This window comes from Stenotrophomonas sp. YJH_SMC_53 (genome assembly GCF_059369995.1).
This window is the reverse complement of record NZ_JCAFTF010000017.1, coordinates 42,843-68,635: the sequence shown is the minus strand read 5'-3', so window position 1 is coordinate 68,635 and position 25,793 is coordinate 42,843. Positions and strand designations below refer to the sequence as shown.

The following is a 25,793-nucleotide window of genomic DNA, read 5'->3' as shown; positions in this document are numbered from 1 at the left end:
CTGCTTACATCCACGGCTTCTACAATCCAGCCCGGCTACACTCGGCGCTGGGCTACCACTCGCCTAACAACTACGCCCGGCAGCTTCGGCCTGCCGCCTGAAACGGCTTCATGGCGTCCGTTTTCAGGGGGCCAGATCAGTGAGCCGCATGGATGCGGCGACCGAGCTTACAGGGACGTACTTGCAGCGCCCCCCGCAACCTCACCCCTCCCCGCCAATTCCTCAACCCGGCAGTTGCTGCTGCCGTTGCTCCGGCTTCAAAGGCGGGTGCAGGGCCGCAGGCCCTGCAATGCAAAACCTTACTTGCCCCGCAGCCGGCTGTGCCTGAAGCCGTAGCAGAAATAGATCACGAAACCGACGAAGGTCCAGACGCCCATCAGCATCCAGTTGTGCATCGTCATCGCCGACAGCAGGGCAAGGCAACTCAGCACGCCCAGGCTGCAGATCAGCCAGGCCATCGGCATGCGGAACGGGCGCGGCAGGTCCGGCTGGGTGCGGCGCAGGATCAGCACGCCGGCACACACCGCCGCGAACGCGATCAGCGTGCCCATCGAGGTCAGCTCGCCAAGGATGTCCAGTGGGAACAGCGCCGCCAGCAGCGCGATGCCGATGCCGGTGATCACCGTGTTGATGTGCGGGGTGCGGTACTTCGGGTGGATCCTGGTGAACACCGGCGGCAGCAGGCCGTCGCGCCCCATGATCATGAAGATGCGCGGCTGGCCGATGATCATCACCAGTACCACCGAGGACAGTCCGACCAGCGCGCCGACCTCGACCACCCAGCGCAGCCAACCCAGCTGCGGATGCGCGGCCACCGCGGTCACCACCGGTTCGTCGGTGCCCAGCAGCTGGAACGGCACCAGGCCGGTCATCACCGCGGCCATCGCGATGTAGAGCACGGTGCAGACCACCAGCGACAGCATCATGCCGATCGGCATGTCGCGCTGCGGGTTCTTGGATTCCTGCGCCGCCACCGAGACCGCCTCGAAGCCGATGTAGGCGAAGAACACCATCGCCGCGCCACGCAGCACGCCTTCCATACCGTACTTGCCGGGGCCTTCGTTGGCGGGGATGAACGGCGTCCAGTTGCTGGTGTCCACGTACTTCCAGCCGACCACGATGACCAGCAGGATGAGGCCGGTCTTGAGCACGACCATCGCCATGTTCATTGCCGATGACTTGCTGATGCCGACGTAGCACAGCCAGGTCAGCAGCAGTACCAGCGCAGCGGCCGGCAGGTTGGCGATAGCACCGGTGGGACGCAGCTGTGCGTCCAGTGGTGCACTGACCAGCGCCGCTGGCAGATGGATGTCGAACTGGCTGAGCAGGCTGAGGAAGTAGCCGGTCCAGCTGACCGCCACCGCCGACGCAGAGACGCCGTATTCGAGCACCAGCATCCAGCCGATGAACCAGGCCGACAGTTCGCCGAAGGTGGCGTAGGTATAGGTATAGGCGCTGCCGGAAACCGGCACCATCGAGGCGAACTCGGCGTAGGCCAGCGCGCAGAAGGCGCAGCAGATGGCGGCCAGCACGAACGACAGCATGATCGCGGGGCCGGCGTGATTGGCGGCGGCCTGACCGGTGATGACGAAGATGCCGCCGCCGATCACGGCACCGATGCCGAGGGCGGTCAGGCCCCAAGGGCCGAGGTGGCGGCGCAGGCTCAGGCCGTTGGCGTCTTCATGGGCGGCATGCGGGTGCTTGGTGGCCCACAGTTGCTTGAACATGTCTGGTGGTCTTGTCGAAGCGCGCCGTGTCTGGCGCGCGGGGAAAACGGACGGGCCGGCACAGGGCCGGCCCGTAGGCGGATCAGGGTGACTTGGCCAGCTTGCTGTTGCGCATGCCATAGCCGAGATAGATCAGCATGCCCAGCACGGTCCAGCCGACGAACAGGTGCCAGTGCACCACGAACGCCTGCCAGAACAGGAACAGGCAGGCCGCAGCGCCAAGCGGGCAGATGATCCACACCGCCGGCACGCGGAACGGGCGGTGGATCTCCGGCTTGGTATAGCGCAGCACCAGCACGCCGATGCAGACCGTGGCGAAGGCCAACAGGGTGCCCATCGACACCAGTTCGCCCAGCACGTTCAGCGGCACCAGGCCGGCCAGTGCGGCGGCGATCACGCCGACCACGATCGTGGCCCAATAGGGGGTGCGGAAACGAGCGTGGACCTTGCCGAAGAACTTCGGCAGCAGGCCGTCGCGGGAAATGGTGTAGGCGATGCGGGTCTGGCCCATCATCATCACCAGCACCACCGAGGACAGGCCGGCGATGGCGCCGATCTCGACCAGGGTCTTCAGCCAGGACAGGGTCGGGTACGGCTCCAGCGCGGTGGCCACCGGCTTGTCGGTGCCCAGCAGGTGGTACGGCATCATGCCGGTCAGCACCGCGCAGACGATGATGTAGACGATGGTGCACACGGCCAGCGAGCCGAGCAGGCCGATCGGCATGTTGCGCTGGGGATCCTTGGTTTCGCCGGCGGCGGTGGAAACCGCGTCGAAGCCGATGTAGGCGAAGAACACGATGGTGGCCGCGCGGAAGATGCCGCTCCAGCCGAACTCACCCGGCACGCCGGTGTTTTCCGGAATGAAGGGCTGCCAGTTGGCCGGATCGATGTGGGCCGCGCCGATGCCGATGAACAGGCAGATGACGGTGACCTTGATCGCCACGATGATGGCGTTGACGAACGCCGACTGGGTCACGCCCACGTACAGCAGGCCGGACACCGCCGCCACGATCAGCACCGCCGGCAGGTTGAACAGCTTGCCGGAAGAGACGAACTCGCTGCCGGTCCAGGCGATGGGCGCGGCGCTGAGCAGGTCCGGGAAGGGCATGTGCAGCGTGGTGGTGATGAAGCTGATCAGGTAGGCCGACCAACCCACCGCGACCGACGCCGAGGCGAACAGGTACTCCAGCACCAGGCACCAGCCGATGAACCAGGCCATGCCCTCGCCGAGGGTGGCGTAGGAGTAGGAGTAGGCACTGCCGGAGACCGGCATCATCGCCGCGAACTCGGCGTAGCACAGGCCCGCCAGGGCACAGGCGAAACCGGCCAGCACAAACGACAGCATTACCGCCGGGCCGGCGTGGTTGGCCGCGGCCTGGCCGGTCAGCACGAAGATACCAGCGCCGATCACCGCACCCACGCCCAGCAGGATGAGGTGTTTAGCCGTGAGGGTCCGTTTCAACGTGGCTTCGCCGTCCAGGCTGCCTTCGATGGGTTCGCCGGCATCGACGTGCCCGGCCGGCTGGACCGGCTTGACCCTCAACAGAGCTTTCAGCATGCAGTACTTCCTAATGATCGGATGGGGTGGGCCGCCGATACGTTGCCGGCAACCTTGAATGGTGAAGGCCGTGCGAACGGCCCGCTGTACCTTAGCCAAAGCTGAAGCCAACGCACAAGCGCAATCGCAACAATGAACGGCGATAATGAGCAGTATTTTTCCGAACCGCCCCCATTCATGCGCCAGACCGCCGAAACCCTTGCCGTGCTTGATGATCGCCTGCGCGGTCTGTTGCGGGACTATGCCCGCCGCGAGCCCGCCCACGACGCACTGGCTGCCGAATTCGGCACATTGCTGGACGATCCAGAAGATCCGTTCCGTCGCGAACGGCTGGCCGGGCATTTCACCGCCAGCTGCTGGCTGGTCAGTGCCGACGGCCAGCGCCTGCTGCTCACCCATCACCGAAAGCTGCAGCGCTGGCTGCAGCTGGGCGGTCACGCCGACGGCGACCGTGATCTGGCGCAGGTGGCGCTGAAGGAAGCCGAGGAGGAGTCCGGGCTGAGCGGCCTGGTACTGGAAGACCCGGCCATCTTCGACATCGACAAGCATTGGATTCCGGAGCGCAAGGACGTGCCGGGGCACTGGCACTACGACGTGCGTTTCGTGATCCGGGCGCTGGGTGGCGAGGCCTTCGTGCTCAGCGAGGAATCGCTGGACCTGGCCTGGCGGCCGGTGACGGAAGTCGCGGCCGACCCCGAATCGGATGAATCCATGCAGCGCATGGCGCGCCGCTGGCTGGCACGTTGAAAAAAGGGGACGGAGGGGATTAAGTCGTTAATGCATAAACGACTTAATCCCCTCCGTCCCCTTTTTACCTAGTACAGGATGCGCGTCCGCAGCGTGCCCGGAATCGCGGCCAGCTCGTCGCGCACGGCGGCGGCCTGTGCCTCGCTGGCGGTGATGTCGATCACCACGTAGCCCACCTTCGGGTCGGTACGCAGGAACTGGCCGTCGATGTTGACGTTGTGGCGCGAGAAGATCTCGTTGACCCTGGACAGCACGCCCGGCACGTTCTGGTGGATGTGCAGCAGGCGCAGGCTGTCTTCGTGTTCGGGCAGGGTCACTTCCGGGAAGTTGACCGCCGACAGGGTGCTGCCGTTGTCGCTGTAGCGCACCAGCTTGGCTGCCACTTCCACGCCGATGTTGTCCTGCGCTTCCAGCGTGCTGCCGCCTACGTGCGGGGTCAGGATCACGTTGTCGTGGCGGGTCAGCGGCGACTCGAAGATATCGCCGTTGCCCTTCGGTTCGACCGGGAACACGTCCAGCGCGGCACCGCCGACGTGGCCGCTGGCCAGTGCGGCATCCAGCGCATCGATGTCGACCACGGTGCCGCGCGCGGCGTTGATCAGGTGCGCACCCTTGCGCATCTTCGCCAGCTCGGTGCTGCCGATCATCCACTGCGTGGCCGGCGTCTCCGGCACGTGCAGGGTGACGATGTCGGCGCGCGCCAGCAGGTCGTCCAGGCTGGCCGCGGCACGCGCATTGCCCAGCGCCAGCTTGGTTTCCACGTCGTGGAAGATCACCTGCATGCCCAGCGATTCGGCCAGCACGCCGACCTGGGTGCCGATGTGGCCATAACCGATGATGCCCAGCGTCTTGCCACGCACTTCATGGCTGCCGCTGGCCGACTTCGACCAGCCGCCGCGATGACATTCGGCGTTCTTCTGCGGGATGCCGCGGGTCAGCATGATCGCCTCGGCGATCACCAGCTCGGCCACGCTGCGGGTATTGGAATAGGGCGCATTGAACACCGGGATGCCGGCCAGCTCGGCCGCATCCAGGTCGACCTGGTTGGTGCCGATGCAGAAGCAGCCCACCGCGATCAGGCGCTTCGCCTCGGCCAGCACCTCGGCGCTGAGCTGGGTGCGCGAACGGATGCCGACAATATGTGCCTCGGCGATGCGCGCCTTCAATTCGTCCTCGGGCAGTGCCTTGGTGTGTGCCTCGATCTGGCTGTAGCCGGCGGCGCTGAACACCTCCACGGCGGTCTGGCTGACCCCCTCCAGCAACAGCACGCGGATATCCTGCTTCGGGAACGAGGTCTTCTTCGGCGACATGGGGCAACACGGCCAGTGGGACAGGGGCCAACCACTATGCCAGATCACGGCGCTCATGGTGCAGTGCGCAATTGGTTGCATCCGTAGCTATCTGCCTGTCTGCAGGGCTGGACGCTGGCGCGTGCCGCTGGCACGCTTGCCCGTTCTTCACGCCCCGCGCTGGACCGTCATGACCGATTCCCGCATTGCCTCGCTGCAGCAGGCCTGTCCCGGCCTGAAGCTGAAGACCGACCCGGCCGACCTGGAGCATTACGGGCGCGACTGGACCCGGCGCTGGACGCCGGCGCCGCTGGCGATCGCACTGCCGGCCACGGTCGAGGAGGTACAGGCGGTGATGCGCTGGAGTGCCGCCGAGGGCGTGGCGGTGGTGCCGTCGGGCGGCCGCACCGGCCTCTCGGGTGGCGCGGTGGCGGCCAACGGCGAGCTGGTGCTCAGCCTGGAGAGGATGAACAGGGCGCTGGACTACGACGCGGTCGATCGCACCCTGGTGGTGCAGGCCGGCATGCCGCTGGAGGCCGTGCACAACGCCGCGCTGGACCACGGCCTGATCTACCCGGTGGATTTCGCCGCGCGAGGCTCGTGCACGATCGGCGGCAACATTGCCACCAATGCCGGCGGCATCCGCGTGATCCGCTACGGCAACACCCGCGAGTGGATCGCCGGGCTGAAGGTGGTCACCGCCAGTGGCGAACTGCTCGAGCTCAACAAGGGCCTGATCAAGAACTCCAGCGGCTATGACTTCCGCCAGCTGTTGATCGGTTCGGAGGGCACGCTGGGCGTGATCGTCGAAGCCACCGTGAAGCTGACCGACCCGCCGCCGGCCAGCAACGTGATGCTTCTGGCAGTACCCAGCTTCGAAGTGCTGATGCAGGTGTTCGCCGCGTTCCGCGCGCGCCTGCAGCTGCAGGCCTTCGAGTTCTTCACCGACCGCGCGCTGGACCATGTGCTGGCGCACGGTGCGCAGGCGCCGTTCGACGAGGTGCACCCGTACTACGTGGTCACCGAGTTCGCCGCCAACGACGAAGCGCAGGAAGCGGCGGCGATGGCGGCCTTCGAGGACTGCATGGGCAACGGCTGGGTCAGCGACGGGGTGATCAGTGCCAGCGACGCCCAGGCCGCCCAGCTGTGGCGCCTGCGCGAAGGCATCACCGAATCGCTGGCGCGCTACAAACCCTACAAGAACGACGTCTCGGTACGGATCTCGGCGATGCCGGCGTTCCTGGCAGAGACCCAGGCACTGATCGGGCAAGCCTACCCGCACTTCGACGTGGTCTGGTTCGGCCACATCGGCGACGGCAACCTGCACATCAACGTGCTCAAGCCCGACGATACCAGTGACGCCGATTTCGTGGCGCAGTGCGAGCACGTCACCAAGCTGCTGGCGCAGGTGCTGGCGCGTTTCGATGGCAGCATCTCGGCCGAGCATGGCATCGGCCTGGTCAAGAAGGGCTACCTGGACAGCACCCGCGGCCCGGCCGAAATCGCGCTGATGAAGGCGGTCAAACGCGCGTTCGATCCCCAAGCGCGGCTGAATCCCGGCAAGCTGTTCGACGCCTGAGCCGGGCAAATCCTTCACGCACCCGTTACGCTCCACGCATCCTCACAACCGGCTTCGAACCGATGACCCGTAAGCTTCTGCTGCTCGCCCTGCTGTCCCTGCCGCTGGCCGGCTTCGCTTCCAGCTTCGCCGGCACCTCGGCCGGTTCGGCCACCGGCGCTTCCTCCGGCTCCTCGGGCAGCAGCTCGGGTGATGACAAGGTGGTGCTGGCCGCGCGCGACGATGCCGCTGCGTTCGTTGCCAGCGACGGCCAGATCCGTGGCGCCCGCCTGCAGGCCGCGCTGGTCCACCTGCGTGAGCAGAGCGCCACCGCACAGCTGCAGAGCGACCTGGAACTGGCCCGCGCGCTGCTGGCCCGCTGATCCGGGCTGCATGACCTCGGCGTCATCGCTTTCTGTAGCGCCGAGCCATGCGCGGCTGAATGCCTGGCGCATGCGGATCGCAACAGTAGCCGAGCATGGCTCGGCTCTACAGAGGCTTGGCCGGTGGAACGCAGCCACGCATGGCGTGGCTCTACTGCTGGTCGCCCACGTCGCGCACGCAGCTGATCGCCTGCAGCTGGACCCGGCAGGGTTGAGCCCTGCACAGCAGCAGGTGGCGACGCAGACCCTGGCCGACGTGCAGGCACTGCTGCCTGATGGCCTGCTCCGCGCATTGCCTGCACAGGTCCAGGTGCGTTGGCGCGATGACCTGCCGGCCGATGTGCACGGCCGCGCTTTCGCCGGGCGCATCGCCCTGCGTCGCGAGCTGCTGGATGATGCCGTGCCCGGCGCGCGCCGCGCACGCCGCAGCGCGCTGGTACACGAACTGACGCACGTCGCCGACCGTGGCGGTGCGAACTGGTCGCAGAGCATGCGATGGCGTGACCTCGCGGGTTGGCAGCGCAAGCCCTGGCATCTCGGCCGTGGCGACAACGACTTCCGTGACCGCAGCCCCGATGCGTATGAACTGAAGGACCCGGCCGAGTACCTGGCAGTGAACGCCGAGCATTTCGTGCTCGACAGCGAGTTCGCCTGCCGGCGCCCGGCACTGGCGCGGTGGTACCAGGCCCATTTCGGAACCCTGCCATCGCTGCCGCAGTCGCACTGCGCGACCGCGTTGCCCTTGCTGCAGGCCGAATCGGAAGAGGGGGCGGCATCGCTGCTGCAGCTCGACCCCGCGCGTGTCTACGCCGTGGATTACCTGTTCGCCGAAGGCAGCGCGCAGCCAATGAGCCGCTGGGGCCACAGCATGCTGCGATTGGTGATCTGCAGGCCCGGGCGCGCACCGGGGCCGGACTGCAGGCTGGATCTTGAACACCACCGCGTGCTGTCCTTCCGCGCGTTCGTGGGCGACGTGCAGATATCCAACTGGCGCGGCTTGACCGGCGGCTACCCGTCGCGGCTGTTCGTGCTGCCGCTGCAGCAGGTGGTGGACGAGTACACCAAGGTCGAACTGCGCGGCCTGCAGTCGCTGCCATTGCGGCTGCAGCGCGATGAGATCGCCAGCCTGCTCGAGCGCACCGCCCAGGTGCACTGGAGCTATGACGGGCGCTATTACTTCGTCAGCAACAACTGTGCGGTGGAGACCGCCAAGCTGCTGCAGGCCGGAGTGCCGCAGCTGGGCGAGGCCGGGCTGGCCCAGCTGAGTCCGCGCGGTCTCAAGCGCCGGCTGGCGCGGCTGGGCATGCTTGACGAGCGGGTACTCACGGACCGCAACGCCGCGCAGGCACAGGGCTATTACTTCGCTTCCGCGCGCGACCACTACCAGCAGTTGTTCACAGTGGCGGCGACCCAGCTGAGCCTGCCCGCCCGCGATGTGCGCGGCTGGTTGAAGCTGCCGGCGGAACAACGGGCACCGTGGCTGCTGAAGGGCGACCTGCGCGCCAGTGCCGGCCTGCTGTTGCTGGAACAGGCCGCACAGCGGCGTGCCGAGCTGCGGGCACGCGATGTGCTCAAGCGGCAGCTGCTGGCTGCTGCGGACAGCGCGGAAACCCGCAGCCTGCGCGGCCTGCTGGCGCAGAGTGGGCAGTGGTTGCGCCCAGGGACGCTGCTGCAGGACGGCGGCTATGGGTTGCCTCTGGGCGACGAGCAGGTACTGCTGTCTGCGGCCGTGACCACTGCCAGTGCGCAGGCGGTACCGGCATGGCAGGCATTGCGTGTGCAGCTTCGCCAGCAGTTGCCGGCGCGGCAGCGTGAGGAAATGGATGCGATCGACGCCAATCTGGCCGCGCTGGGGGCACACCTGCGCACGCAGGCCGCTGGTCCGGCTACTGGCGCGGCAGTTCGATGACGAAACGGCTGCCGCCGCAGCTGCCGGGCGTGCAGTAGGCATGGCCGCCATGTGCATCGGCGATGGCCTTGACCACCGCCAGGCCGAGCCCGCTGCCACCGCCCTGGCGCGAACGTGAGCCGTCGGCGCGCATGAACGGAGTGAAGATGTCGGCATGCAGTCCCGGATCAATGCCCGGGCCTTCATCCTCGATGGCCACCTGCACATGTCCCGGCGTGTCATGGACAGCGATCCGCACCTTGCCTGGGCTGGCATAGCGACGGGCGTTTTCCAGCAGCGCCAGCAGCGCCTGGCGCAGGCGCGTGGGATCACAGTGCGCGTTGTGTTCCTCGCGGCTGGTTTCCAGCTCCAGCACGAAGCCCGCAGCGCGGAACTGCGGGTCGACCAGCGTCATCACCGAATGCACCTCGGCCACCACGTCGGTGCGTGCGCGACGCACGTCCAGCCGTGCGTTGTCGGACAGGCTCAGTACGCGCAGATCTTCAATCAGGCGGGACAGCCCTTCGACCTGGGCGAGCAGGCTGCGGAACTGCGACTCGTCCGGATGGAACACGCCCTCGGCCAGTCCCTGCAGGCGGCCGCGCAGGATCGTCACCGGAGTACGCAGCTCATGTGCGATGGCCGCATGCCACATCGCGCGCTCGCTCTCCATGTGCTGCAGGCGGCGCGCCATCGCATTGAAGTCTTCAACCAGGGTCGCCACTTCGCCCGGCGAATTCTCCTCGACGCTGGCGCGGGCCCCGAGGTCACCGCTGGCGAGGGCACGCACGCTGTCCACCAGCGAATTCAACGGCGACAGGATGCGGTGGGCGAGGCGGAACGAGGCGGCGATGGCCAGCGCCAGGCCGGTCAGGATCACGCCCACCATCCATGCAAGCTCCGGCCCGGTCGGCAACCAGCTTTCCGGCTCTTCGGTACTTCCGGGGAAGAACTCGACCAGCACCGCGTACAGCAGCCACGACGACAGGATCATCATCACGATGACGCCGATCACCATCAGCGACATCGAGACGATGATGTGGCGGCTGAGCCCGGAACGGCGCAGTCGGGCCATCAGCGGTCAGCCATCAACCGGTAGCCGACGCCGCGCACACTGGCCGGAACATTGACCATGCCCACTTCGTCCAGCTTGCGGCGCAGCTTGCTGACATGGCTGTCGACAGTGCGCTCCAGCGCTTCGCTTTCCGGCAGGCATTCGTGCATCAGCTCGCTGCGGCTGAAGATGCGGGTCGGTGCCAGCGCCATGCAGTGCAGCAGCTTGAACTCGGTGAGCGTGAGCAGCACTTCGTGACTGTAGCCTTCGCCCTCCACGTGCACGGCGTGGGTGGCCGAGTCGATCAGCAGCGGGCCGACGCGCAGCGCAGTGGGCGCGTCCACGCGCGAGGCGCGCAGCGTACGCCGCAGCACCGCGCGCACGCGCGCCGCTACCTCGGCCGGGTTGAACGGCTTGACCACGTAGTCGTCGGCACCCATGCGCAGCGCGGTCAGCTTGTCGAGGTCCTGGTCCAGCGCGGTCAGCATGATCACCGGCGTCTCACCACGCTGGCGCAACTGGGTCAGCACGCTCCAGCCATCCAGGCGTGGCAGCTGTACATCGAGCAGGACCAGGTCGGGGCGGGCGCTGCGATGCAGGTCCAGTGCGCTATGGCCATCGGCCGCGCGCAGCGTGCGCAGTCCTTCGCGTTCCAGGTAGGCGCTGAGAATATCGGCGATCTCGGCCTCATCCTCGACGATCAGGACGAGGGCGGCGAGGGCGGGGGAGGCATGCATGCAGGGGCGGGGCCGTAAGGTGCTTGCCTCCATCGTATCTCCACAGTTCCTCCATCGAAACCCCATCATTGCCACGCACACTGCGCGCTTCAGAACCTATCCGCCGCCTGCGCGGCATTGTGCACAGCAATGAGAACCTTCAGGACTCCGGTCGCGTTGATCGCGGCCCTCGCCCTGGCCATGACGGCCTGCTCAACCCCCGAAGCCCCTCCCGAAGCCGCACCGCGTGTCAGCGTGATCACCGTCGGCCCACAGGTGGTGCAGCGTGACGACGAACTGCCCGGCCGCGTGGCCGCCGTGCGCACCGCGCAGATCCGTGCGCAGGTGGGCGGCATCGTGCAGCGCCGGCTGTTCGACCAGGGGGCCGAAGTGAGCGCCGGCCAGGCCCTGTTCCAGATCGACCCGGCCGCGTTCCGGGCCGACGTCGATTCGGCACTGGCTGCCTTGCAGCGCAGTGAGGCCGCGCTGGGCCGCAGCCGCGTGCAATCGCAGCGCCTGCATGCGCTGGCCGCCGCACAGGCGGTCAGCCAACAGCATCGCGACGATGCCAGCGCCGAATACGAGCAGGCCCGTGCCGCAGTGAACGAAGCGCGCGCGATCCTGTCCCGTCGCCAGCTCGATCTGCGTTACGCGACGGTCAGTGCACCCATTGCCGGCCGTATCGACCAGGCGCTGGTGACCGAAGGTGCGCTGGTCGGCGTGGCTGATGCCGAGCCGATGGCGGTGGTGCAGCAGATCGACCAGGTCTACGTTGATGTGCGCCAACCGGCGGCGCAGCTGGAGTCGCTGCAGCGCAGTGCCGCCGGTGATGGCGAGCTGCCGGTGACGATCATCGGTGCGGCCGGCAAGCCGCTGCCAGAGCGCGGGCAGCTGTTGTTCTCCGGCATCAATGTCGATGCGCGGACGGGTGACGTGATCCTGCGCATCCTGGTTGACAACCCGCAGCGGCAGCTGCTGCCGGGCATGTACGTGCGCGCGAGGGTGCCACGTGGCGCGCCCGCCAGTGCATTGACCGTGCCACAGCAGGCGGTGCTGCGCAGCGCCGGTGGCCAGGCCTATGCCTGGGTGATCGGCGCCGACGGCAAGGCGGTGATCCGCACGCTGGAAGTGGACGGTAGTGTCGATCGCCAGTGGCTGGTGCGCACGGGCTTGAAGGCCGGCGAGAAAGTGGTGGTCGAGGGTCAGGAGCGCCTGCAGGAAGGCGTGGTGGTCGATGCGCGCGACTGGCAGATGCCGGTTGCCAGCGCCGGTGCAGTACAGGCCGGCAGCAAGGGCTGAGCCTGTTCCCGGCCGGCCCCTCCAGGAAAATCCAACATGGCACGTTTCTTCATCGATCGCCCGGTGTTCGCCTGGGTGCTGGCGATCTTCATCATCCTGGCCGGCGTGCTGGCGATCCCGCGGCTGGCGGTGGAGCGCTATCCAGCAGTCGCCCCGCCCAGCGTCAGCATCTATGCCAGCTACCCGGGTGCCAGCCCGCAGACGCTGAATGATGCCGTGGTTGGCCTGATCGAGCGCGAGCTGTCCAGCGTCAAGCACCTGCTGTACTTCGAGTCGTCGGTGGACACGTCCGGCGAAGCGTCGATCACTGCCACCTTCAAGCCCGGCACCAATCCGGAGCTGGCGCAGGTGGACGTGCAGAACCGGATCAAGGCGATCGAACCACGGCTGCCGCGCAGCGTGCGCCAGAACGGCCTGTTCGTGGAGGCCGCTGATTCCGGCTTCCTGATGCTGGTCGGCCTGCGTTCGCCCGATGCCAGCGTCAGCGAGGCCGCGCTGGGCGATTTCATGGCGCGCAACATCATCGAAGAGCTGCGCCGTATCGATGGCGTCGGCCGCGTGCAGTTGTTCGGTGCCGAGCAGGCGATGCGCGTGTGGCTGGACCCGACCCGGTTGACCGGCTACGGCCTGACCATGGGCGATGTGGCAGCCGCGATCGAGCAGCAGAATCTGGAGATTTCGCCAGGACGCATTGGTGATTCGCCGGGTGTTCCAGGCCAGCGCATCACCGTGCCGCTCAGTGCCGACGGCCAGTTGTCCACGCCGGAACAGTTCGCGGCGATCGTACTGCGTGCCGGCGCCGACGGTTCACGGGTGGTGCTGGGTGATGTCGCCCGCGTCGAGCTGGGCGCGCAGAGCTATGCCTGGGGCACCCGCGAGGACGGCCATCCAGCCACCGCCGCCGGCGTGCAGCTGCGGCCGGGCGCGAACGCGGTGCGTACCGCTGCGGCGGTGCGTGAGCGCATGGCTGAGCTGGCGCCCCTGCTGCCGCGCGGGGTGGAAGCGAGCATCCCGTTCGACACCGCGCCGTTCGTCAAGATCTCGATCCAGAAGGTGGTGCAGACCCTGCTGGAGGCGATGCTGCTGGTGTTCGCGGTGATGTACCTGTTCCTGCAGAACTGGCGTTACACGCTGATCCCGGCGTTGGTCGCACCGATCGCGCTGCTGGGTACGTTCGCGGTGATGCTGGCGCTGGGCTTCTCGATCAACGTGCTGACCATGTTCGGCATGGTGCTGGCCATCGGCATCATCGTCGACGACGCGATCGTGGTGGTCGAGGGCGTGGAACGGATCATGGCCGAGGAGGGCCTGCCGCCGCGCGAGGCCACCATCAAGGCGATGCGTGAACTGACAGGCGCAGTGATCGGCATCACCCTGGTGCTGACTGCGGTGTTCATCCCGATGGCGCTGGCCAGCGGTTCGGTGGGCGCGATCTACCGCCAGTTCACCGTGGCGATGGCGGTGTCGATCCTGTTCTCTGCGCTGCTGGCCCTGAGCCTGACGCCGGCGCTGTGCGCGACCCTGCTGCGCCAGGCCACCCACGGCCATCACGGTCGCGGTGGGCTGTTCGGCGCCTTCAACCGGGGTTTCGAGCGGATGACCGGGCGTTACCAGCGTGGTGTGGCGTCGGTGCTGCAGCGGAGCGGGCGGGTGATGGGCGTGTTCGCCGCGCTGGTGGCGGCGTTGCTGCTGGGCCTGCACTGGCTGCCGGGTGCATTCCTGCCGGAAGAAGACCAGGGCTATTTCATGACCTCGATCCAGCTGCCGGCCGAGGCGACGGCCGAGCGTACGCTGGCCGTTGTCGAAGCCTATGAACGGCACGTGGCCTCGCGTCCGGGCATCGGCTCCAACCAGTCGATCCTCGGCTACAGCTTTTCCGGTTCCGGCCCGAGTGCGGCGCTGACCTACACCATGCTGAAGGACTGGGGTGAGCGCGCAGGCGCAACCGCGGCCGGTGAGGTGGAGGCCGCACAGCAGGCGATGGCCACAGTTGCCGAGGGTGAGGTGATGAGCGTGATGCCGCCGGCCATCGACAGCCTGGGTCGTTCCTCCGGCTTCTCGCTGGCCCTGCAGGCGCGTACCGGGCAGGGCCAGGCCGAACTGCGCGCAGCCCTGCAGCAGCTGCTGAAGCTGGCCGAAGCCAGCCCGTTGCTGTCGGAGGTGCATGCCGATGGCCTGCCAGCCGGCACCAGCGTGCGGCTGGAGATCGACCGCGCCAAGGCCGAGGCGATGGGCGTGGGCTTCGAGCACATCAGCAGCACGCTGTCGGCGGCCATGGGCTCGCAGTACGTCAACGACTTCCCCAACAAGGGACGGCTGCAGCAGGTGATCCTGCAGGCCGATGCGCCGCACCGGATGGAGCTGGAAGACGTGCTGAAGCTGTACGTGCGCAACAGCGAGGGCGGCATGGTGGCGTTGTCCGAGCTGGTCACCCCGCACTGGACCGAGGCGCCGTTGCAGCTGCAACGCTATCTTGGTTTCCCGGCGCTGAACCTGTCCGGCGCCCCGGCCTCTGGCGTGTCGACCGGCCAGGCCATGGCGGAGATGGAGCGGTTGGCCGAAAAGCTGCCGTCCGGCTTCGCCCTGCAATGGACCAGCCAGTCGCTGCAGGAGCGTGAGTCGGGGGCGCAGGCGCCGTGGCTGCTGCTGTTGTCGATGCTGGTGGTGTTCCTGGTGCTTGCCGCGCTGTACGAGAGCTGGTCGATTCCGTTGGCGGTGCTGCTGGTGGTGCCCCTGGGCCTGCTTGGCGCGGTCGCCGCGGTGCTGTTGCGCGGCATGCCCAACGACGTGTTCTTCAAGGTCGGCATGATCACCGTGATCGGGCTGTCGGCGAAGAACGCGATCCTCATCGTCGAATTCGCGCGGCAGCTGCAGCAGCAGGGGCGCGGCCTGGTTGAAGCAGCGCTGGAGGCGGCGCGGCTGCGCCTGCGTCCGATCGTGATGACCTCGCTGGCGTTCGCGCTGGGCGTGGTGCCACTGATGCTGGCGCAGGGCGCGTCGAAGGAAACCCAGCAGGCGATTGGAACCGGTGTGTTCGGCGGCATGGTCAGTGCGACCGTGCTGGCGGTGTTCTTCGTGCCGGTCTTCTATGTAGTGGTGCAGGGCGCGCGGCAGTGGATCGCGCAGCGCCTGCGCAGGCGCCGGCCGATGCCGGGAGGAACCGTGGATGGAACGGAACATCGTTGAAGATCTGCATGAGCAGCAGTTGATGGCGCTGGAACAGCGCCTGTGCGCAGCGCTGCTGGAGAACAATCACGATGCGTTGAACGCGCTGGTATCGCCGGCCCTGTTCCTGATGGATAGCTACGGTGGCCGCATGCTCGATCTGCCGTGGCTGGGTGATTGGTTGGCCGGTGACCTGCAGGTACGAAGCCTGCAGCTGCACGCGGTGGAAACGCTGCTGTGTGGCCGTCTGGCGTTGCTGTCCAGCGACGTGCGGCTGTCGGTGTGGCGGCATGGCCGGGAGCGTGAACTGAAGCTGCGCCTGTTGCGGGTCTGGACCTGCAGTTCCGGCGGCAGTGGCGCGCAGCTGCTGTCGATGGCGGTGCTGGCCGCATGAGTGCGGTCAGGCTGTTTTCAGGCCCCGCTCACCGCGAGGTGGTAGGGTCGAGCATTCCTGTAGTGTCGACAAGGAGTCGAGCCATGCGTGTAGTTCCCAGTCTGTTGGCAGCCTCCCTGGGGTTGGTCCTGGCCGCGTGCCAGCCGGCCCAGGCACCCGCGGCGGGCAGCAATGACGCCTCGCCTGCCACGCCGAAGCCGAGCGCCAACACGGAAGGTGGCAGCGAGACCGCCTACCAGTGTGGTGATCTGAGCGTGCGCGCGACCTTCAATGGCGAGGATGCTGCCACGGTGGTGATCGGCGAGCGTAGCTTCGCCATGACCTCCGAGCGCGCGGCATCCGGCGCCAAGTACAGCGATGGCCTTGGCAACAGCTTCTGGACCAAGGGCAGCGATGATGGCCTGCTGAGCCTGAAGGGCGAGCCGGATCGCGAGTGCCATACGGTGGAAGCTGCCGAAGGCGATGGCAGCGCCGGCAATGCCGCGTTCCGTGCCACCGGCAATGAACCCGGATGGCTTGCAGTCGTCGATGGCGATATGCCGGGCCTGCAGGTGGAAGTTGACTATGGCGAGCGCCGCTTTGACGTGGCCAGGCCCACCCAGGGCGCTGATGGATGGAGCGGCAAGGCGTCCGACGGCACCGACGTCAAGCTCAGCTTCCAGCGCACTGCCTGCCAGGACGATATGAGCGGGGAGGCGTTCGAGGCGAAGGTGATGCTGACCGTCGGTACCCGCCAGTACCACGGCTGCGGCAATTTCGGCGCGAAGCAGCCGTAAGTTACCTGTAGAGCCGAGCCCACGCTCGGCTGCAGTACCTGTCCAACCCACCGCAGCCGAGCACGGGCTCGGCTCTACACAACTACTGTCAGCGATGCGCTGCTTGCTGCCTGCGGCGAACTTGCCGCAGGCAGCGATCGGCAGGCGATCGGCGCAGGGTGCTTAGTCGGCACGGCCGGCGAATTCGCCGGTGGCGGTGTTCACCAGCACGCGCTCGCCGTTGACGATGTACTCCGGCACCATGATCTCGATGCCGGTGTTGAGCTTGGCCGGCTTCGGGCGCTTGGTGGCGGTGCCACCCTTCAGTTCCGGCGGCGTCTCGATCACTTCCAGCACCACGGAGGCCGGCAGCTGGATCGCCACCGGCTGCTCGTCGATCACCTGCACGTAGATGCCGGTCAGGCCGTCGGTGATGTAACCGGCGTCATCGCCGATCACGTCCGCATCCAGGGTGTACGGGGTGTAGTCCTCGTCATCCAGGAACACGAAGGCATCGCCGTCCTTGTACGAATAGGTGGACTGGCGGCGCAGCAGTTCGACCTCGACCAGGTTGTCGTCGGCATCGAAGCTGGCGTCGAGCTTGTTGCCGCCCGGCACGCTGTACATGATGAAGCGGAAGCGGACGTTGCCGCCGCGACCCTGCGGCGAGCTGCGCTCGATGTCGCGGATCTGGTACACGCCGTTGTTGTACTCGACGACGTTGCCCTTCTTGATGTCGTTGGCTTTCATGGTGATCTAGGTCGTTGGGGGAGGGCGCCGTCCCGGCGCCCGTGGGGAATCACTTCGGAGCGAGGCGGGTAGCGCCGTCCAGGCGGATGGTCTCGCCGTTGAGGTAGGTATTGCCAAGGATGAAGCCGACCAGGCTGGCGAAGTCTTCCGGCTTGCCCAGGCGCGACGGGAACGGAATCGAGGCGGCCAGCGACTGCTGCACGGCTTCGGGCATGCCGTCCACCATCGGCGTCCAGAACACGCCGGGAGCAATCGTATTGACGCGGATGCCGAAGCGCGACAGTTCGCGCGCCATCGGCAGCGTCATCGAGACCACGCCGCCCTTGCTGGCGGCATAGGCGGCCTGGCCGATCTGGCCTTCATAGGCAGCGATGCTGGCGGTGTTGATGATGACGCCGCGCTCGCCGTCGGTGCCGGCCTCGTTGTGCTGCATGCGGTTGGCCGCGGCCTTGGCCACGTTGAAGCTGCCGACCAGGTTGACCATCACCGTGCCCTGGAAGCCGGCCAGCGGCATCGGGCCTTCTTTGCCCAGCACGCGGCCGGCGCCGAGGATGCCGGCACAGTTCATCGCCACGTTCAGGCCGCCGAGGAAATCGTGGGCCTGGTCGATGGCTGCCGAGACGGCCGCTTCATCGCTGACGTTGACGTTGAAATAGCGGGCCTTGTCGGCACCCAGCCCGGCAATGGCGGCGGCGCCCTTGGCGTCGTTGAGGTCGAACAGGGCCACCTTGCCGCCCTGGGCGACGAGGTGCTGGGCCACGGCCAGGCCGAGGCCGGAGACGCCGCCAGTGATCACGGCACGTACGGAAGACAGCTGCATTGAACGGTCCTGCAGGTTCGAGAACCGCCGATTCTAACGGAAGCCGTGACCGCCGCCGTTGTGCACTGCGCCGCCGGTGCAGGGCGGCGCAGTGCAGCGGTCAGCTGGCGGCGGCCAGCGCCTGCCCGGTGCGGCTGGCGGTGGCGCGACCGAGCAGGCCGGCCAGCCAGCGGCCGGTCTCGGCCAGTGCCGGCAGGTCCACGCCGCTGTCCAGGCCCAGGCCCTGCAGCAGATAGACCACATCCTCGCTGGCGACGTTGCCGCTGGCGCCCTTGGCATACGGGCAGCCACCGGCGCCGGAGACCGCGCTGTCGACCACGCGCACGCCTTCTTCCAGGCAGGTGGCGATGTTGGCGATGGCCTGGCCGTAGGTGTCGTGGAAGTGCACGGCCAGTGCCGTCATCGGAATCTCGGCGGCAACCGCCTGCAGCATCGCCCGAGCCTTGCGCGGGGTGCCGACGCCGATGGTGTCGCCCAGTGAGATTTCGTAACAACCCATCTGGTGCAGGGCGCGCGCCACCCGCACCACGTCGGCCAGTGGCACCTCGCCCTGGTAGGGGCAGCCGAGTACGGTGGAGACATAGCCGCGCACGCGCACGCCATCGGCGGCGGCGCGGCGCAGGATCGGCTCGAACCGGGCCAGCGATTCGTCGATGCCGGCATTGGTATTGGTACGGTTGAACGCCTCGGAGGCGGCGGTGAACACCGCCACTTCCTCCACGCCCACCGCACGGGCGCGGTCGTAGCCCTGTTCGTTCGGCACCAGTACCGGGTAGTGCACGCCCGGCCGGCGCTGGATGCCGGCATAGACCTCGGCGGCGTCGGCCAGTTGCGGGATCCACTTCGGGCTGACGAAACTGGTCGCCTCGATGCTGCGCAGGCCGGTGGCCGACAAGCGGTTGATCAGTTCGATCTTGTCGGCGGTGGACACCGACTGCTTTTCGTTCTGCAGCCCATCACGCGGGCCGACCTCGACGATGCGGACGTAATCGCTCATGCGGCTGCCCCATCGGACGGACGGTGGCAGACCGCTTCGATGTTGTTGCCGTCCGGGTCGAGCACGAAGGCGGCGTAGTAATCCGGGTGGTACCACGGGCGCAGGCCCGGGGCGCCGTTGTCGCGGCCACCGGCGGCGAGGGCGGCGGCGTGGAAGGCGTCCACCTGCGCGCGGCTGGTGCAGGCAAAGGCCACGTGCACGCCGTGACTGGTGGTGCCGCCATTGCCGAGCCAGAAGAACGGCTTGCCGTCGCTGCCGAAGCCGATGTGGTCGTGGTCACCGGTTTCTTCGGCGCTCACTTCCATCACCACGCCGATCTGCAGCGGCGCCAGTGCCTGCAGGAAGAAGGTCCTGCTGCGCGCCAGGTCGGCGCTGGTCAAACCAAGATGATCGAGCATGTTCAGGCTTCCGTGACCCAGTGGGGGGCGCGCTTGTCGAGGAAGGCGCCCAGGCCTTCCTGGCCCTCGGCGGACACCCGCAGGCGCGCGATCAGGGCGGCATTATCCCGATCCAGCGCGTCGCGGTCATGGCTGTCGCGGACCTGCCGCACCAGCTGCTTGGCGGTGGACGAGGCGATCGGGCCGGCCTTGTCGAGCAGGGCCAGCTGGCGTTCCAGGGCTTCGTCCAGGCGTTCGGGCTCGACCAGTTGGTGGACCAGGCCGATGCGCAGCGCGGTATCGGCGTCGAAGTGCTCGCCGGTGGCGAACCAGCGCCGCGCTTGGCGCGGGCCGATGGCCTCGATCACGTAGGGCGAGATCACCGCCGGCAGCAGGCCGAGGCGGCTTTCGGTCAGGCCGAAGCGGGCCGAGGTGCTGGCGATGGCGATGTCGCAGCAGGCGACCAGGCCGACGCCGCCCCCGAAGGCGGCGCCATGGATCCGGGCCAGGGTCGGCTTGGGCAGCTCGTCCAGGGTGCGCATCAGCCGCGCCAGGGCCAGCGAGTCCTCGCGGTTGTCGGCCTCGCTGGCGGCGGCCATGCCGCGCATCCACTGCATGTCGGCACCGGCCGAGAAGGAAGCGCCGTGACCGGCGACCACCACGGCCCGGACCGAATCATCGCCGCCGGCGGCTTCCAGTGCGGCAGTCAGCCGGGCGATCAGGCTGGCGTCAAAGGCGTTGTGCAGCTCCGGCCGGTTCAGCCAGAGGGTGAGGACAGCGCCACGGCGCTCGATCTGCAAAGCATCGTTCATGGGATTCCAAGGTCACTCCATACCTGTATGGATCATAGCGGGCCATTGGTCATGGGCCATGACGCGACGCGGGAATGTTAGAATCGAGAACCATTTACATCCAGCAGAGAACACGCTAGATGACGCTGTCCGAACTGCCGCTGCACACCTCGGCCGTGGTCGAGTCCGTGCAGGACCTGCATGCCAACGATGCCATTGCCCGTCGCCTGCGCGAGCTGGGTTTCGTGAATGGCGAGGAAGTACGCTTGGTGGCCAAGGGCCCGGTGGGGGGCGAGCCGCTGCTGGTGCAGGTCGGGTTCACCCGGTTCGCGCTGCGGATCAGTGAAGCCAAGCGCGTCGTGGTCGACGCTGCCAGCCAGGAACGACGTGCATGACCGCCACTGTCTCCGCCTCACCGCTGCGCATCGCGCTGGTCGGGAACCCCAACAGCGGCAAGACCGCGCTGTTCAACCAGCTGACCGGCAGCCGGCAGAAGGTCGCCAACTACACCGGCGTCACCGTAGAGCGCAAGGAAGGTCGCCTGCGCGCGCCATCCGGCCGCGAATTCGCCGTGCTCGACCTGCCGGGTGCCTACAGCCTGCATCCGGCCAGCCTGGATGAGGCGATCACCCGTGACCTGTGCCGGGGCTTCTACCCGGGCGAAGCTGCGCCGGACGTGCTGCTGTGCGTGATCGATGCCACCAACCTGCGCCTGCACCTGCGCTTCGCGCTGGAACTGCGCGAGCTGGGCAAGCCGATGGTGGTGGCGCTGAACATGGTCGATGCCGCCCAGCGGCGTGGCATCCAGGTGGATGTGGCTGCGCTGGAGCGCGAGCTGGGCGTGCCGGTGGTGGAGACCGTGGCGGTGCGCAAGCAGGGTGCCAAGGCCCTGGTCGAGCGCCTCGATGCGATGGTGCCGCACCTGGATGCACCGGTGCCGGGCCCGGAAGGTGGCATCGACTACCATGCCAAGGTGCGCGAGATCCTGTCGGTCGCCGTGCGGATGCCAGCGCGGACCGCGAAGATCGACGACGCGCTGGACCGCTGGCTGCTGCACCCGGTGTTCGGGCTGATCAGCCTTGCAGTGGTGATGTTCCTGATCTTCCAGGCGGTGTACGCCTGGGCGACGCCGTTGATGGATGGCATCGAGGCTGGCTTCGCCTGGCTCGGTGCTCTCGTTGGCAGCGTGTTGCCGGAGGGTCCGCTGGCCAGCCTGCTGACTGACGGCATCATCGCCGGCGTCGGTGGCGTGGTGGTGTTCCTGCCGCAGATCCTGATCCTGTTCTTCTTCATCCTGGTGCTGGAGGAATCCGGCTACCTGCCACGTGCGGCGTTCCTGCTCGACCGCATGATGGCCGCCGCCGGCCTGTCCGGCCGCTCGTTCATCCCGCTGCTGTCCAGCTTCGCCTGCGCGGTGCCGGGCATCATGTCCACGCGCAGCATCCAGGACCCGCGTGACCGCCTGGCCACCATCCTGGTCGCACCGCTGATGACCTGCTCGGCGCGCCTGCCGGTGTACGCCCTGCTGATCGGTGCGTTCATTCCGCAGAAGACGGTGTGGGGGGTGTTCAACCAGCAGGGCCTGGTCCTGTTCGGCCTGTACGCCGCCGGCATCCTCAGTGCGCTGGCGATGTCCTGGATCATGAAGAAGTGGCGCCGCGACAAGAGCGAGCATCCGCTGATGCTGGAGCTGCCGTCGTACCGCCTGCCACATGTGCGTGACCTGGCGGTCGGCCTGTATGAGCGCGGCATGATCTTCCTCAAGCGCGTCGGCGGCATCATCCTGGCGCTGACCATCCTGCTGTGGGTGTTGCTGTCGTTCCCGGCGGCCCCGGCCGATGCCACGATGCCGGCCATCGACTACAGCTACGCCGGCCGGATCGGCCATGCGATGGCGGTGTTCTTCGCACCGCTGGGCTTCAACTGGCAGATCTGCATCGCGCTGATTCCGGGCCTGGCCGCGCGTGAGGTGGCGGTGTCTTCGCTGGCCACCGTGTATGCGCTGTCGGCCGCCGATGACGATGCCGCCAGCCAGGCGCTGACCCCGTTGATCAGCGATGGCTGGTCGCTGGCCACGGCCCTGTCGCTGCTGGTCTGGTACATCTACGCCCCGATGTGCATCTCGACGCTGGCTACCATCAAGCGCGAGACCAACTCGTGGAAGCAGATGGGCTTTGCCGCGTTCTACCTGTTTGCCGCGGCTTACGTGGCCGCGCTGATCACCTACCAGGTGACCAGCGCGCTGGGAGGCGGCTGATGGATACCGGGCTGCTGATCCAGTACCTGATCATCGCGGTGGCCGTGCTGGTCAGCGCCTGGGTGGTGCTGAAGAAGCAGTTCCCCGGTACCGTACGCAGGCTGCGCGGCGCATTGGCGCTGGCCCTGCTGAAGCCGGGTCGCGCGGCCTGGCTGCAGGCGCTGGGGCGGAAGATCGCGCCGCCGGCCAGTGGTGGGGGGGGGGGCTGTGGGGGGTGCGACAGCTGCGGGCCGACTCCGCCGAAGCAGCGCTGACGCTGCTTTCCTGCTCTGGTGGGTGCGAACCCTGGTTCGCACACTTGCGGGCTTCATCCACGCATGGCGTGGATCTACCGGACGCAGGCCGGATTCAGACCTCTCTGCGGATGATCGCGCGGAAGTTCCCGCCCTGATTCAATCGCCGCACCGATTCGCGGTTTCCATGGGCTGTTGCGAAACCCGCCACGTCGGCCAGGGCATCGAGCAGCAGGGCCTTCAGCGCGTCGCGGTTGCCGGCCTCCAGCAGGTCATCAAGATCCTGCTGGATGAAGGTCCGGCGCAGGCCCGGCGTTTCTTCGATCCGCCAGTCGACATGGGGCGTGGGAATGCTGGAGCGGTACCGGAAAGCCGTTTCAAGATCGTCAGGCGCGAGGGGATACGCGAGCAGCTCTGGAAAGTAGAGTCCAGCATTCACATAGAAGCCCCGGCTTTCGCTGGCGCGCTGGTGATTCACGACAAGCAGGGCGTCATCCAGCAAGCGGTAGCGGGTGGTCGACGTCCCGGCATAACCGGTCTTCCTGGCGCATTTGCTGAAGACGGTCGAGGATTTCATGGGTTTTGCCCGGGCTGAGGGAAGGGCCACAGACTTGAAGGGGAGCGTTGCCGCGTCCAGTGGCAAACCCGTCACCGCAGGGGCATGCAGCATCGCAGCGATGGCGCTTGCCGGAGCGGGCGTGCTGCCGCTAGCCTGCAGGCATGAACCAGACTCCCCTGCGATTGCTCATTCACGGTGCCTCCGGGCGCATGGGCCAGGCCCTGCTGCGGCTGGCCGCCGAACATTCCGAAACCCTGCAGATCGTGGCCGCCGTGACCGGTCGCGCGCCGGCCCAGCGCGTAGTCGACGGTGTGCCGTTCTTCGCGGCCAGCGAACTGCCCGGTGCGCCGGTGTTCGACGTGGCCATTGACTTCAGCCTGCCGGAGGGCTTCGACCCGCTGCTGGCGCTGTGCGTGGATCGCGGGGCCGGGCTGGTGTCGGGTACCACCGGTATCTCCAGCACACAGCGCCAGGCGCTGGACGCCGCGGCGGCGAAGATCCCGCTGGTATGGGCCTCGAACTTCAGCCTGGGCGTGGCGGTACTGGACGAACTGGTGGAGCGCGCGGCGCAGGCGCTGGCCGGCTGGGACTGCGACATCGTCGAATCGCACCACACCCAGAAGAAGGACGCGCCATCGGGCACTGCATTGACCCTGGGCGCGGCCGCGCAGCGGGGCGGGGCGGAGCCGCACTACGCCAGCCTGCGCGCCGGCGACATCGTAGGCGAGCATTTGGTGCAGTTCACCGGGCTGGGCGAGCGCATCGAGCTGGTACACCGGGCCACCAATCGCGACATCTTCGCCCGCGGCGCCCTGTTTGCCGCCCGCCAGCTGCAGGGCCGGGCCCCGGGCAGCTACCGCGTGCGGGACCTGCTGCAGTAAGGCGGGTTGATTCCTGGGGTCGGATCCCTTTCCAGCGGAGAGGGCTCTGCCCCCATCCGAGGGCGCCTGGGGTCAGAGCCTTTCCCATTCGGGAATGGATCCGACCCCGCCTCCGGCCCGCATACCCGGCCGGATTGAAATGAATGCGCAATCGCCTGTTCATGAAGCGCGATAACCGCTGGCGTGAGCGCCCCGGCAGCGCTACAATTCGCACTCGCCGAATCACGAAAGCCGGACCGGTCCCAGACCGTACGTCCGCGCTTTTTTGCAACCGGATTTCCGTGAAGCGCAGGCGTGACTTCGGCAGCCCCCTCGGTAGCCAAAGTGAGATTCCCGTGACCCAAGCCGCAATCCTCGTCCTCGAAGACGGCACCGTATTCGAGGGCGAATCCGTAGGCGCGCCCGGCCTGTCCGTCGGTGAAGTGGTGTTCAACACCGCCATGACCGGCTATCAGGAAGTGTTGACCGACCCGTCCTACGCCCGGCAGATGGTCACGCTGACCTATCCGCATATCGGCAACACCGGCATGACCGACCAGGACGACGAAGCGTCCAAGGTGTGGTCGGCCGGCCTGATCGTGCGCGACGTTCCGCGCCGCCCCAGCAACTGGCGTAGCCAGGTGTCGCTGCAGGACTGGCTGATCCAGCGTGGGGTGGTCGCCATCGCCGGCATCGACACCCGCAAGCTGACCCGCATCCTGCGCGAGAAGGGTGCGCAGAACGGTGCGCTGATGGCCGGCGACATCGACGTGGAAAAGGCACTGGAAGCCGCCCGCAAGTTCCCGGGGCTGAAGGGCATGGATCTGGCCAAGGTCGTCACTACCGAGAAGACCTACACCTGGACCGAGGGCCAGCTGGACCTGGATGCCAACGCCTTCGTCAGCGTGCCGGCCAAGTACAAGGTCGTGGCCTACGACTTCGGCGTGAAGACCAACATCCTGCGCATGCTGGCCGAGCGCGGCTGCGAAGTGACCGTGGTGCCGGCGCAGACCCCGGCCGCCGAGGTGCTGGCACTGAAGCCGGACGGCGTGTTCCTGTCCAACGGCCCGGGTGACCCGGAACCGTGCGACTACGCCATCGAAGCGATCAAGACCTTCATCGACGTGAAGATCCCGACCTTCGGCATCTGCCTGGGCCACCAGCTGCTGGGCCTGGCCTCGGGCGCGCAGACCATGAAGATGGGCCACGGCCACCACGGTGCCAACCACCCGGTGCAGGACCTGGACAGCGGCCGGGTGATGATCACCTCGCAGAACCACGGTTTCGCGATCGATGAAGCAACCCTGCCGCCGACCCTGCGCGTGACCCACCGTTCGCTGTTCGACGGCACCAACCAGGGCGTCGCCCGCACCGACGTGCCGGCGTTCTCGTTCCAGGGCCATCCGGAAGCGTCGCCGGGCCCGCACGACGTCGGTCCGCTGTTCGACCGCTTCGTGGTGCTGATGGAGCAGGCCAAGGCGTGATCAGTACGCCGCCGGCCTGCCGGTGGCGTCGCGATGGACCGTAAACCCCGCATCGCTGCTGCCCCCGGCGCGGCGCCGCGGATCAAGATTCCTGATCGACAGCGTGCGATCACCCCCCTTGTCACGCTGTAC

Annotated in this window: 24 protein-coding genes; 13 read left to right on the top strand and 11 right to left on the bottom strand. The window is 67.4% G+C overall.

The window, feature by feature from the left end; genetic code table 11:
- Window positions 1–299 precede the first annotated feature (299 nt).
- Both AC5P7X_RS19485 and AC5P7X_RS19480 read right to left on the bottom strand, forming a co-directional pair.
- Window positions 300–1,727, bottom strand: coding sequence for an amino acid permease (locus tag AC5P7X_RS19485; RefSeq protein ID WP_053500013.1), 1,428 nt, complete (start codon window positions 1,725–1,727; stop codon window positions 300–302).
- An 82-nt stretch (window positions 1,728–1,809) separates the two neighbouring features.
- Window positions 1,810–3,285, bottom strand: coding sequence for an amino acid permease (locus AC5P7X_RS19480; protein WP_005416354.1), 1,476 nt, complete (start codon window positions 3,283–3,285; stop codon window positions 1,810–1,812).
- Window positions 3,286–3,417: 132 nt separating this feature from the next.
- On the opposite strand from AC5P7X_RS19480, the gene AC5P7X_RS19475 reads away from it, so the two are divergent.
- Window positions 3,418–4,032 carry an NUDIX hydrolase gene (locus AC5P7X_RS19475; protein ID WP_080375108.1) on the top strand — a complete coding sequence of 205 codons (615 nt, stop codon included), beginning with the start codon at window positions 3,418–3,420 and terminating at the stop codon, window positions 4,030–4,032.
- A 68-nt stretch (window positions 4,033–4,100) separates the two neighbouring features.
- On the opposite strand, the gene serA is transcribed toward AC5P7X_RS19475, so the two are convergent.
- Window positions 4,101–5,342: a phosphoglycerate dehydrogenase gene (gene serA, locus AC5P7X_RS19470; protein WP_005416356.1), complete on the bottom strand. Its 1,242-nt coding sequence runs from the start codon at window positions 5,340–5,342 to the stop codon at window positions 4,101–4,103.
- 169 nt (window positions 5,343–5,511) lie between these two features.
- On the opposite strand from serA, the gene AC5P7X_RS19465 reads away from it, so the two are divergent.
- From AC5P7X_RS19465 to AC5P7X_RS19455, 3 genes are all read left to right on the top strand, one after another.
- Window positions 5,512–6,900 (top strand): FAD-binding oxidoreductase, encoded by a 1,389-nt coding sequence (locus AC5P7X_RS19465; protein WP_346607837.1) that lies wholly within the window; start codon window positions 5,512–5,514, stop codon window positions 6,898–6,900.
- Window positions 6,901–6,962: 62 nt separating this feature from the next.
- Complete coding sequence (locus tag AC5P7X_RS19460; RefSeq protein ID WP_005416358.1) at window positions 6,963–7,262, top strand: DUF2388 domain-containing protein; 300 nt, start codon at window positions 6,963–6,965, stop codon at window positions 7,260–7,262.
- Window positions 7,263–7,332: 70 nt separating this feature from the next.
- Window positions 7,333–9,171, top strand: coding sequence for a DUF7844 domain-containing protein (locus tag AC5P7X_RS19455; RefSeq protein ID WP_428986921.1), 1,839 nt, complete (start codon window positions 7,333–7,335; stop codon window positions 9,169–9,171).
- On the opposite strand, the gene AC5P7X_RS19450 is transcribed toward AC5P7X_RS19455, so the two are convergent.
- Window positions 9,149–10,225, bottom strand: a complete 1,077-nt coding sequence (locus AC5P7X_RS19450) for an ATP-binding protein (protein ID WP_005416360.1) — start codon at window positions 10,223–10,225, stop codon at window positions 9,149–9,151. The genes AC5P7X_RS19455 and AC5P7X_RS19450 overlap by 23 nt on opposite strands.
- On the bottom strand, window positions 10,225–10,941 hold the full coding sequence (locus AC5P7X_RS19445) for a response regulator (protein ID WP_005416361.1): 717 nt from the start codon (window positions 10,939–10,941) through the stop codon (window positions 10,225–10,227). Before AC5P7X_RS19445 ends, AC5P7X_RS19450 begins: the two co-directional genes overlap by 1 nt.
- 129 nt (window positions 10,942–11,070) lie before the next feature.
- On the opposite strand from AC5P7X_RS19445, the gene AC5P7X_RS19440 reads away from it, so the two are divergent.
- The 4 genes from AC5P7X_RS19440 (at window position 11,071) to AC5P7X_RS19425 (ending at window position 16,554) form a co-directional block, all read left to right on the top strand.
- The gene (locus tag AC5P7X_RS19440) at window positions 11,071–12,219 is read left to right on the top strand and encodes an efflux RND transporter periplasmic adaptor subunit (protein WP_495215270.1); all 1,149 of its coding nucleotides are present in this window, start codon (window positions 11,071–11,073) and stop codon (window positions 12,217–12,219) included.
- Between the two features lie 36 nt (window positions 12,220–12,255).
- The gene (locus AC5P7X_RS19435) at window positions 12,256–15,405 is read left to right on the top strand and encodes a multidrug efflux RND transporter permease subunit (protein ID WP_171956884.1); all 3,150 of its coding nucleotides are present in this window, start codon (window positions 12,256–12,258) and stop codon (window positions 15,403–15,405) included.
- Window positions 15,386–15,778, top strand: coding sequence for a nuclear transport factor 2 family protein (locus tag AC5P7X_RS19430; RefSeq protein WP_329842612.1), 393 nt, complete (start codon window positions 15,386–15,388; stop codon window positions 15,776–15,778). Before AC5P7X_RS19435 ends, AC5P7X_RS19430 begins: the two co-directional genes overlap by 20 nt.
- A gap of 83 nt (window positions 15,779–15,861) precedes the next feature.
- The gene (locus AC5P7X_RS19425) at window positions 15,862–16,554 is read left to right on the top strand and encodes a COG3650 family protein (protein WP_329842614.1); all 693 of its coding nucleotides are present in this window, start codon (window positions 15,862–15,864) and stop codon (window positions 16,552–16,554) included.
- Between the two features lie 162 nt (window positions 16,555–16,716).
- Here AC5P7X_RS19425 and yeiP read toward each other — a convergent pair whose 3' ends face one another.
- The 5 genes from yeiP to AC5P7X_RS19400 form a co-directional block, all read right to left on the bottom strand.
- Window positions 16,717–17,283 carry an elongation factor P-like protein YeiP gene (gene yeiP, locus AC5P7X_RS19420; protein WP_005409468.1) on the bottom strand — a complete coding sequence of 189 codons (567 nt, stop codon included), beginning with the start codon at window positions 17,281–17,283 and terminating at the stop codon, window positions 16,717–16,719.
- 49 nt (window positions 17,284–17,332) lie between these two features.
- Entirely contained in the window at window positions 17,333–18,103 is a 771-nt protein-coding gene (locus AC5P7X_RS19415; protein ID WP_329842615.1) for an SDR family oxidoreductase, read from the bottom strand.
- A gap of 100 nt (window positions 18,104–18,203) precedes the next feature.
- A complete protein-coding gene (locus tag AC5P7X_RS19410; protein WP_070489848.1) occupies window positions 18,204–19,100 on the bottom strand; it encodes a hydroxymethylglutaryl-CoA lyase in 897 nt (298 codons plus the stop codon).
- Window positions 19,097–19,498, bottom strand: coding sequence for a VOC family protein (locus AC5P7X_RS19405; RefSeq protein ID WP_329842617.1), 402 nt, complete (start codon window positions 19,496–19,498; stop codon window positions 19,097–19,099). Before AC5P7X_RS19405 ends, AC5P7X_RS19410 begins: the two co-directional genes overlap by 4 nt.
- A 2-nt stretch (window positions 19,499–19,500) precedes the next feature.
- On the bottom strand, window positions 19,501–20,289 hold the full coding sequence (locus AC5P7X_RS19400) for an enoyl-CoA hydratase/isomerase family protein (RefSeq protein ID WP_053499991.1): 789 nt from the start codon (window positions 20,287–20,289) through the stop codon (window positions 19,501–19,503).
- A gap of 119 nt (window positions 20,290–20,408) precedes the next feature.
- Between AC5P7X_RS19400 and AC5P7X_RS19395 the strand changes: the two genes are divergently transcribed.
- From AC5P7X_RS19395 to AC5P7X_RS19385, 3 genes are read left to right on the top strand one after another with little or no spacing between them, the layout of a single operon-like run.
- Window positions 20,409–20,663: a FeoA family protein gene (locus AC5P7X_RS19395; RefSeq protein ID WP_005416370.1), complete on the top strand. Its 255-nt coding sequence runs from the start codon at window positions 20,409–20,411 to the stop codon at window positions 20,661–20,663.
- Window positions 20,660–22,525, top strand: a complete 1,866-nt coding sequence (feoB, locus tag AC5P7X_RS19390; protein ID WP_206621077.1) for a ferrous iron transporter B — start codon at window positions 20,660–20,662, stop codon at window positions 22,523–22,525. The genes AC5P7X_RS19395 and feoB overlap by 4 nt, the downstream gene beginning before the upstream one ends.
- On the top strand, window positions 22,525–22,779 hold the full coding sequence (locus AC5P7X_RS19385) for a DUF6587 family protein (RefSeq protein WP_495215269.1): 255 nt from the start codon (window positions 22,525–22,527) through the stop codon (window positions 22,777–22,779). Before feoB ends, AC5P7X_RS19385 begins: the two co-directional genes overlap by 1 nt.
- 94 nt (window positions 22,780–22,873) lie before the next feature.
- Here AC5P7X_RS19385 and AC5P7X_RS19380 read toward each other — a convergent pair whose 3' ends face one another.
- Window positions 22,874–23,335 carry a DUF4304 domain-containing protein gene (locus AC5P7X_RS19380; RefSeq protein ID WP_495215268.1) on the bottom strand — a complete coding sequence of 154 codons (462 nt, stop codon included), beginning with the start codon at window positions 23,333–23,335 and terminating at the stop codon, window positions 22,874–22,876.
- 143 nt (window positions 23,336–23,478) lie between these two features.
- Here AC5P7X_RS19380 and dapB point away from each other — a divergent pair, with 143 nt between their 5' ends.
- Both dapB and carA read left to right on the top strand, forming a co-directional pair.
- A complete protein-coding gene (gene dapB / locus AC5P7X_RS19375) occupies window positions 23,479–24,198 on the top strand; it encodes a 4-hydroxy-tetrahydrodipicolinate reductase (RefSeq protein ID WP_080375120.1) in 720 nt (239 codons plus the stop codon).
- 335 nt (window positions 24,199–24,533) lie between these two features.
- Window positions 24,534–25,661, top strand: coding sequence for a glutamine-hydrolyzing carbamoyl-phosphate synthase small subunit (gene carA / locus AC5P7X_RS19370; protein WP_005416375.1), 1,128 nt, complete (start codon window positions 24,534–24,536; stop codon window positions 25,659–25,661).
- Window positions 25,662–25,793: the final 132 nt, after the last annotated feature.

Coding starts and splice junctions, on each gene's coding strand:
- AC5P7X_RS19485 (WP_053500013.1), bottom strand. CDS start 1,727: ATGTTCAAGCAACTGTGGGCCACCAAGCACCCGCATGCCGCCCATGAA.
- AC5P7X_RS19480 (WP_005416354.1), bottom strand. CDS start 3,285: ATGCTGAAAGCTCTGTTGAGGGTCAAGCCGGTCCAGCCGGCCGGGCAC.
- AC5P7X_RS19475 (WP_080375108.1), top strand. CDS start 3,418: ATGAACGGCGATAATGAGCAGTATTTTTCCGAACCGCCCCCATTCATG.
- serA (WP_005416356.1), bottom strand. CDS start 5,342: ATGTCGCCGAAGAAGACCTCGTTCCCGAAGCAGGATATCCGCGTGCTG.
- AC5P7X_RS19465 (WP_346607837.1), top strand. CDS start 5,512: ATGACCGATTCCCGCATTGCCTCGCTGCAGCAGGCCTGTCCCGGCCTG.
- AC5P7X_RS19460 (WP_005416358.1), top strand. CDS start 6,963: ATGACCCGTAAGCTTCTGCTGCTCGCCCTGCTGTCCCTGCCGCTGGCC.
- AC5P7X_RS19455 (WP_428986921.1), top strand. CDS start 7,333: ATGCGGATCGCAACAGTAGCCGAGCATGGCTCGGCTCTACAGAGGCTT.
- AC5P7X_RS19450 (WP_005416360.1), bottom strand. CDS start 10,225: ATGGCCCGACTGCGCCGTTCCGGGCTCAGCCGCCACATCATCGTCTCG.
- AC5P7X_RS19445 (WP_005416361.1), bottom strand. CDS start 10,941: ATGCATGCCTCCCCCGCCCTCGCCGCCCTCGTCCTGATCGTCGAGGAT.
- AC5P7X_RS19440 (WP_495215270.1), top strand. CDS start 11,071: ATGAGAACCTTCAGGACTCCGGTCGCGTTGATCGCGGCCCTCGCCCTG.
- AC5P7X_RS19435 (WP_171956884.1), top strand. CDS start 12,256: ATGGCACGTTTCTTCATCGATCGCCCGGTGTTCGCCTGGGTGCTGGCG.
- AC5P7X_RS19430 (WP_329842612.1), top strand. CDS start 15,386: ATGGAACGGAACATCGTTGAAGATCTGCATGAGCAGCAGTTGATGGCG.
- AC5P7X_RS19425 (WP_329842614.1), top strand. CDS start 15,862: ATGCGTGTAGTTCCCAGTCTGTTGGCAGCCTCCCTGGGGTTGGTCCTG.
- yeiP (WP_005409468.1), bottom strand. CDS start 17,283: ATGAAAGCCAACGACATCAAGAAGGGCAACGTCGTCGAGTACAACAAC.
- AC5P7X_RS19415 (WP_329842615.1), bottom strand. CDS start 18,103: ATGCAGCTGTCTTCCGTACGTGCCGTGATCACTGGCGGCGTCTCCGGC.
- AC5P7X_RS19410 (WP_070489848.1), bottom strand. CDS start 19,100: ATGAGCGATTACGTCCGCATCGTCGAGGTCGGCCCGCGTGATGGGCTG.
- AC5P7X_RS19405 (WP_329842617.1), bottom strand. CDS start 19,498: ATGCTCGATCATCTTGGTTTGACCAGCGCCGACCTGGCGCGCAGCAGG.
- AC5P7X_RS19400 (WP_053499991.1), bottom strand. CDS start 20,289: ATGAACGATGCTTTGCAGATCGAGCGCCGTGGCGCTGTCCTCACCCTC.
- AC5P7X_RS19395 (WP_005416370.1), top strand. CDS start 20,409: ATGACGCTGTCCGAACTGCCGCTGCACACCTCGGCCGTGGTCGAGTCC.
- feoB (WP_206621077.1), top strand. CDS start 20,660: ATGACCGCCACTGTCTCCGCCTCACCGCTGCGCATCGCGCTGGTCGGG.
- AC5P7X_RS19385 (WP_495215269.1), top strand. CDS start 22,525: ATGGATACCGGGCTGCTGATCCAGTACCTGATCATCGCGGTGGCCGTG.
- AC5P7X_RS19380 (WP_495215268.1), bottom strand. CDS start 23,335: ATGAAATCCTCGACCGTCTTCAGCAAATGCGCCAGGAAGACCGGTTAT.
- dapB (WP_080375120.1), top strand. CDS start 23,479: ATGAACCAGACTCCCCTGCGATTGCTCATTCACGGTGCCTCCGGGCGC.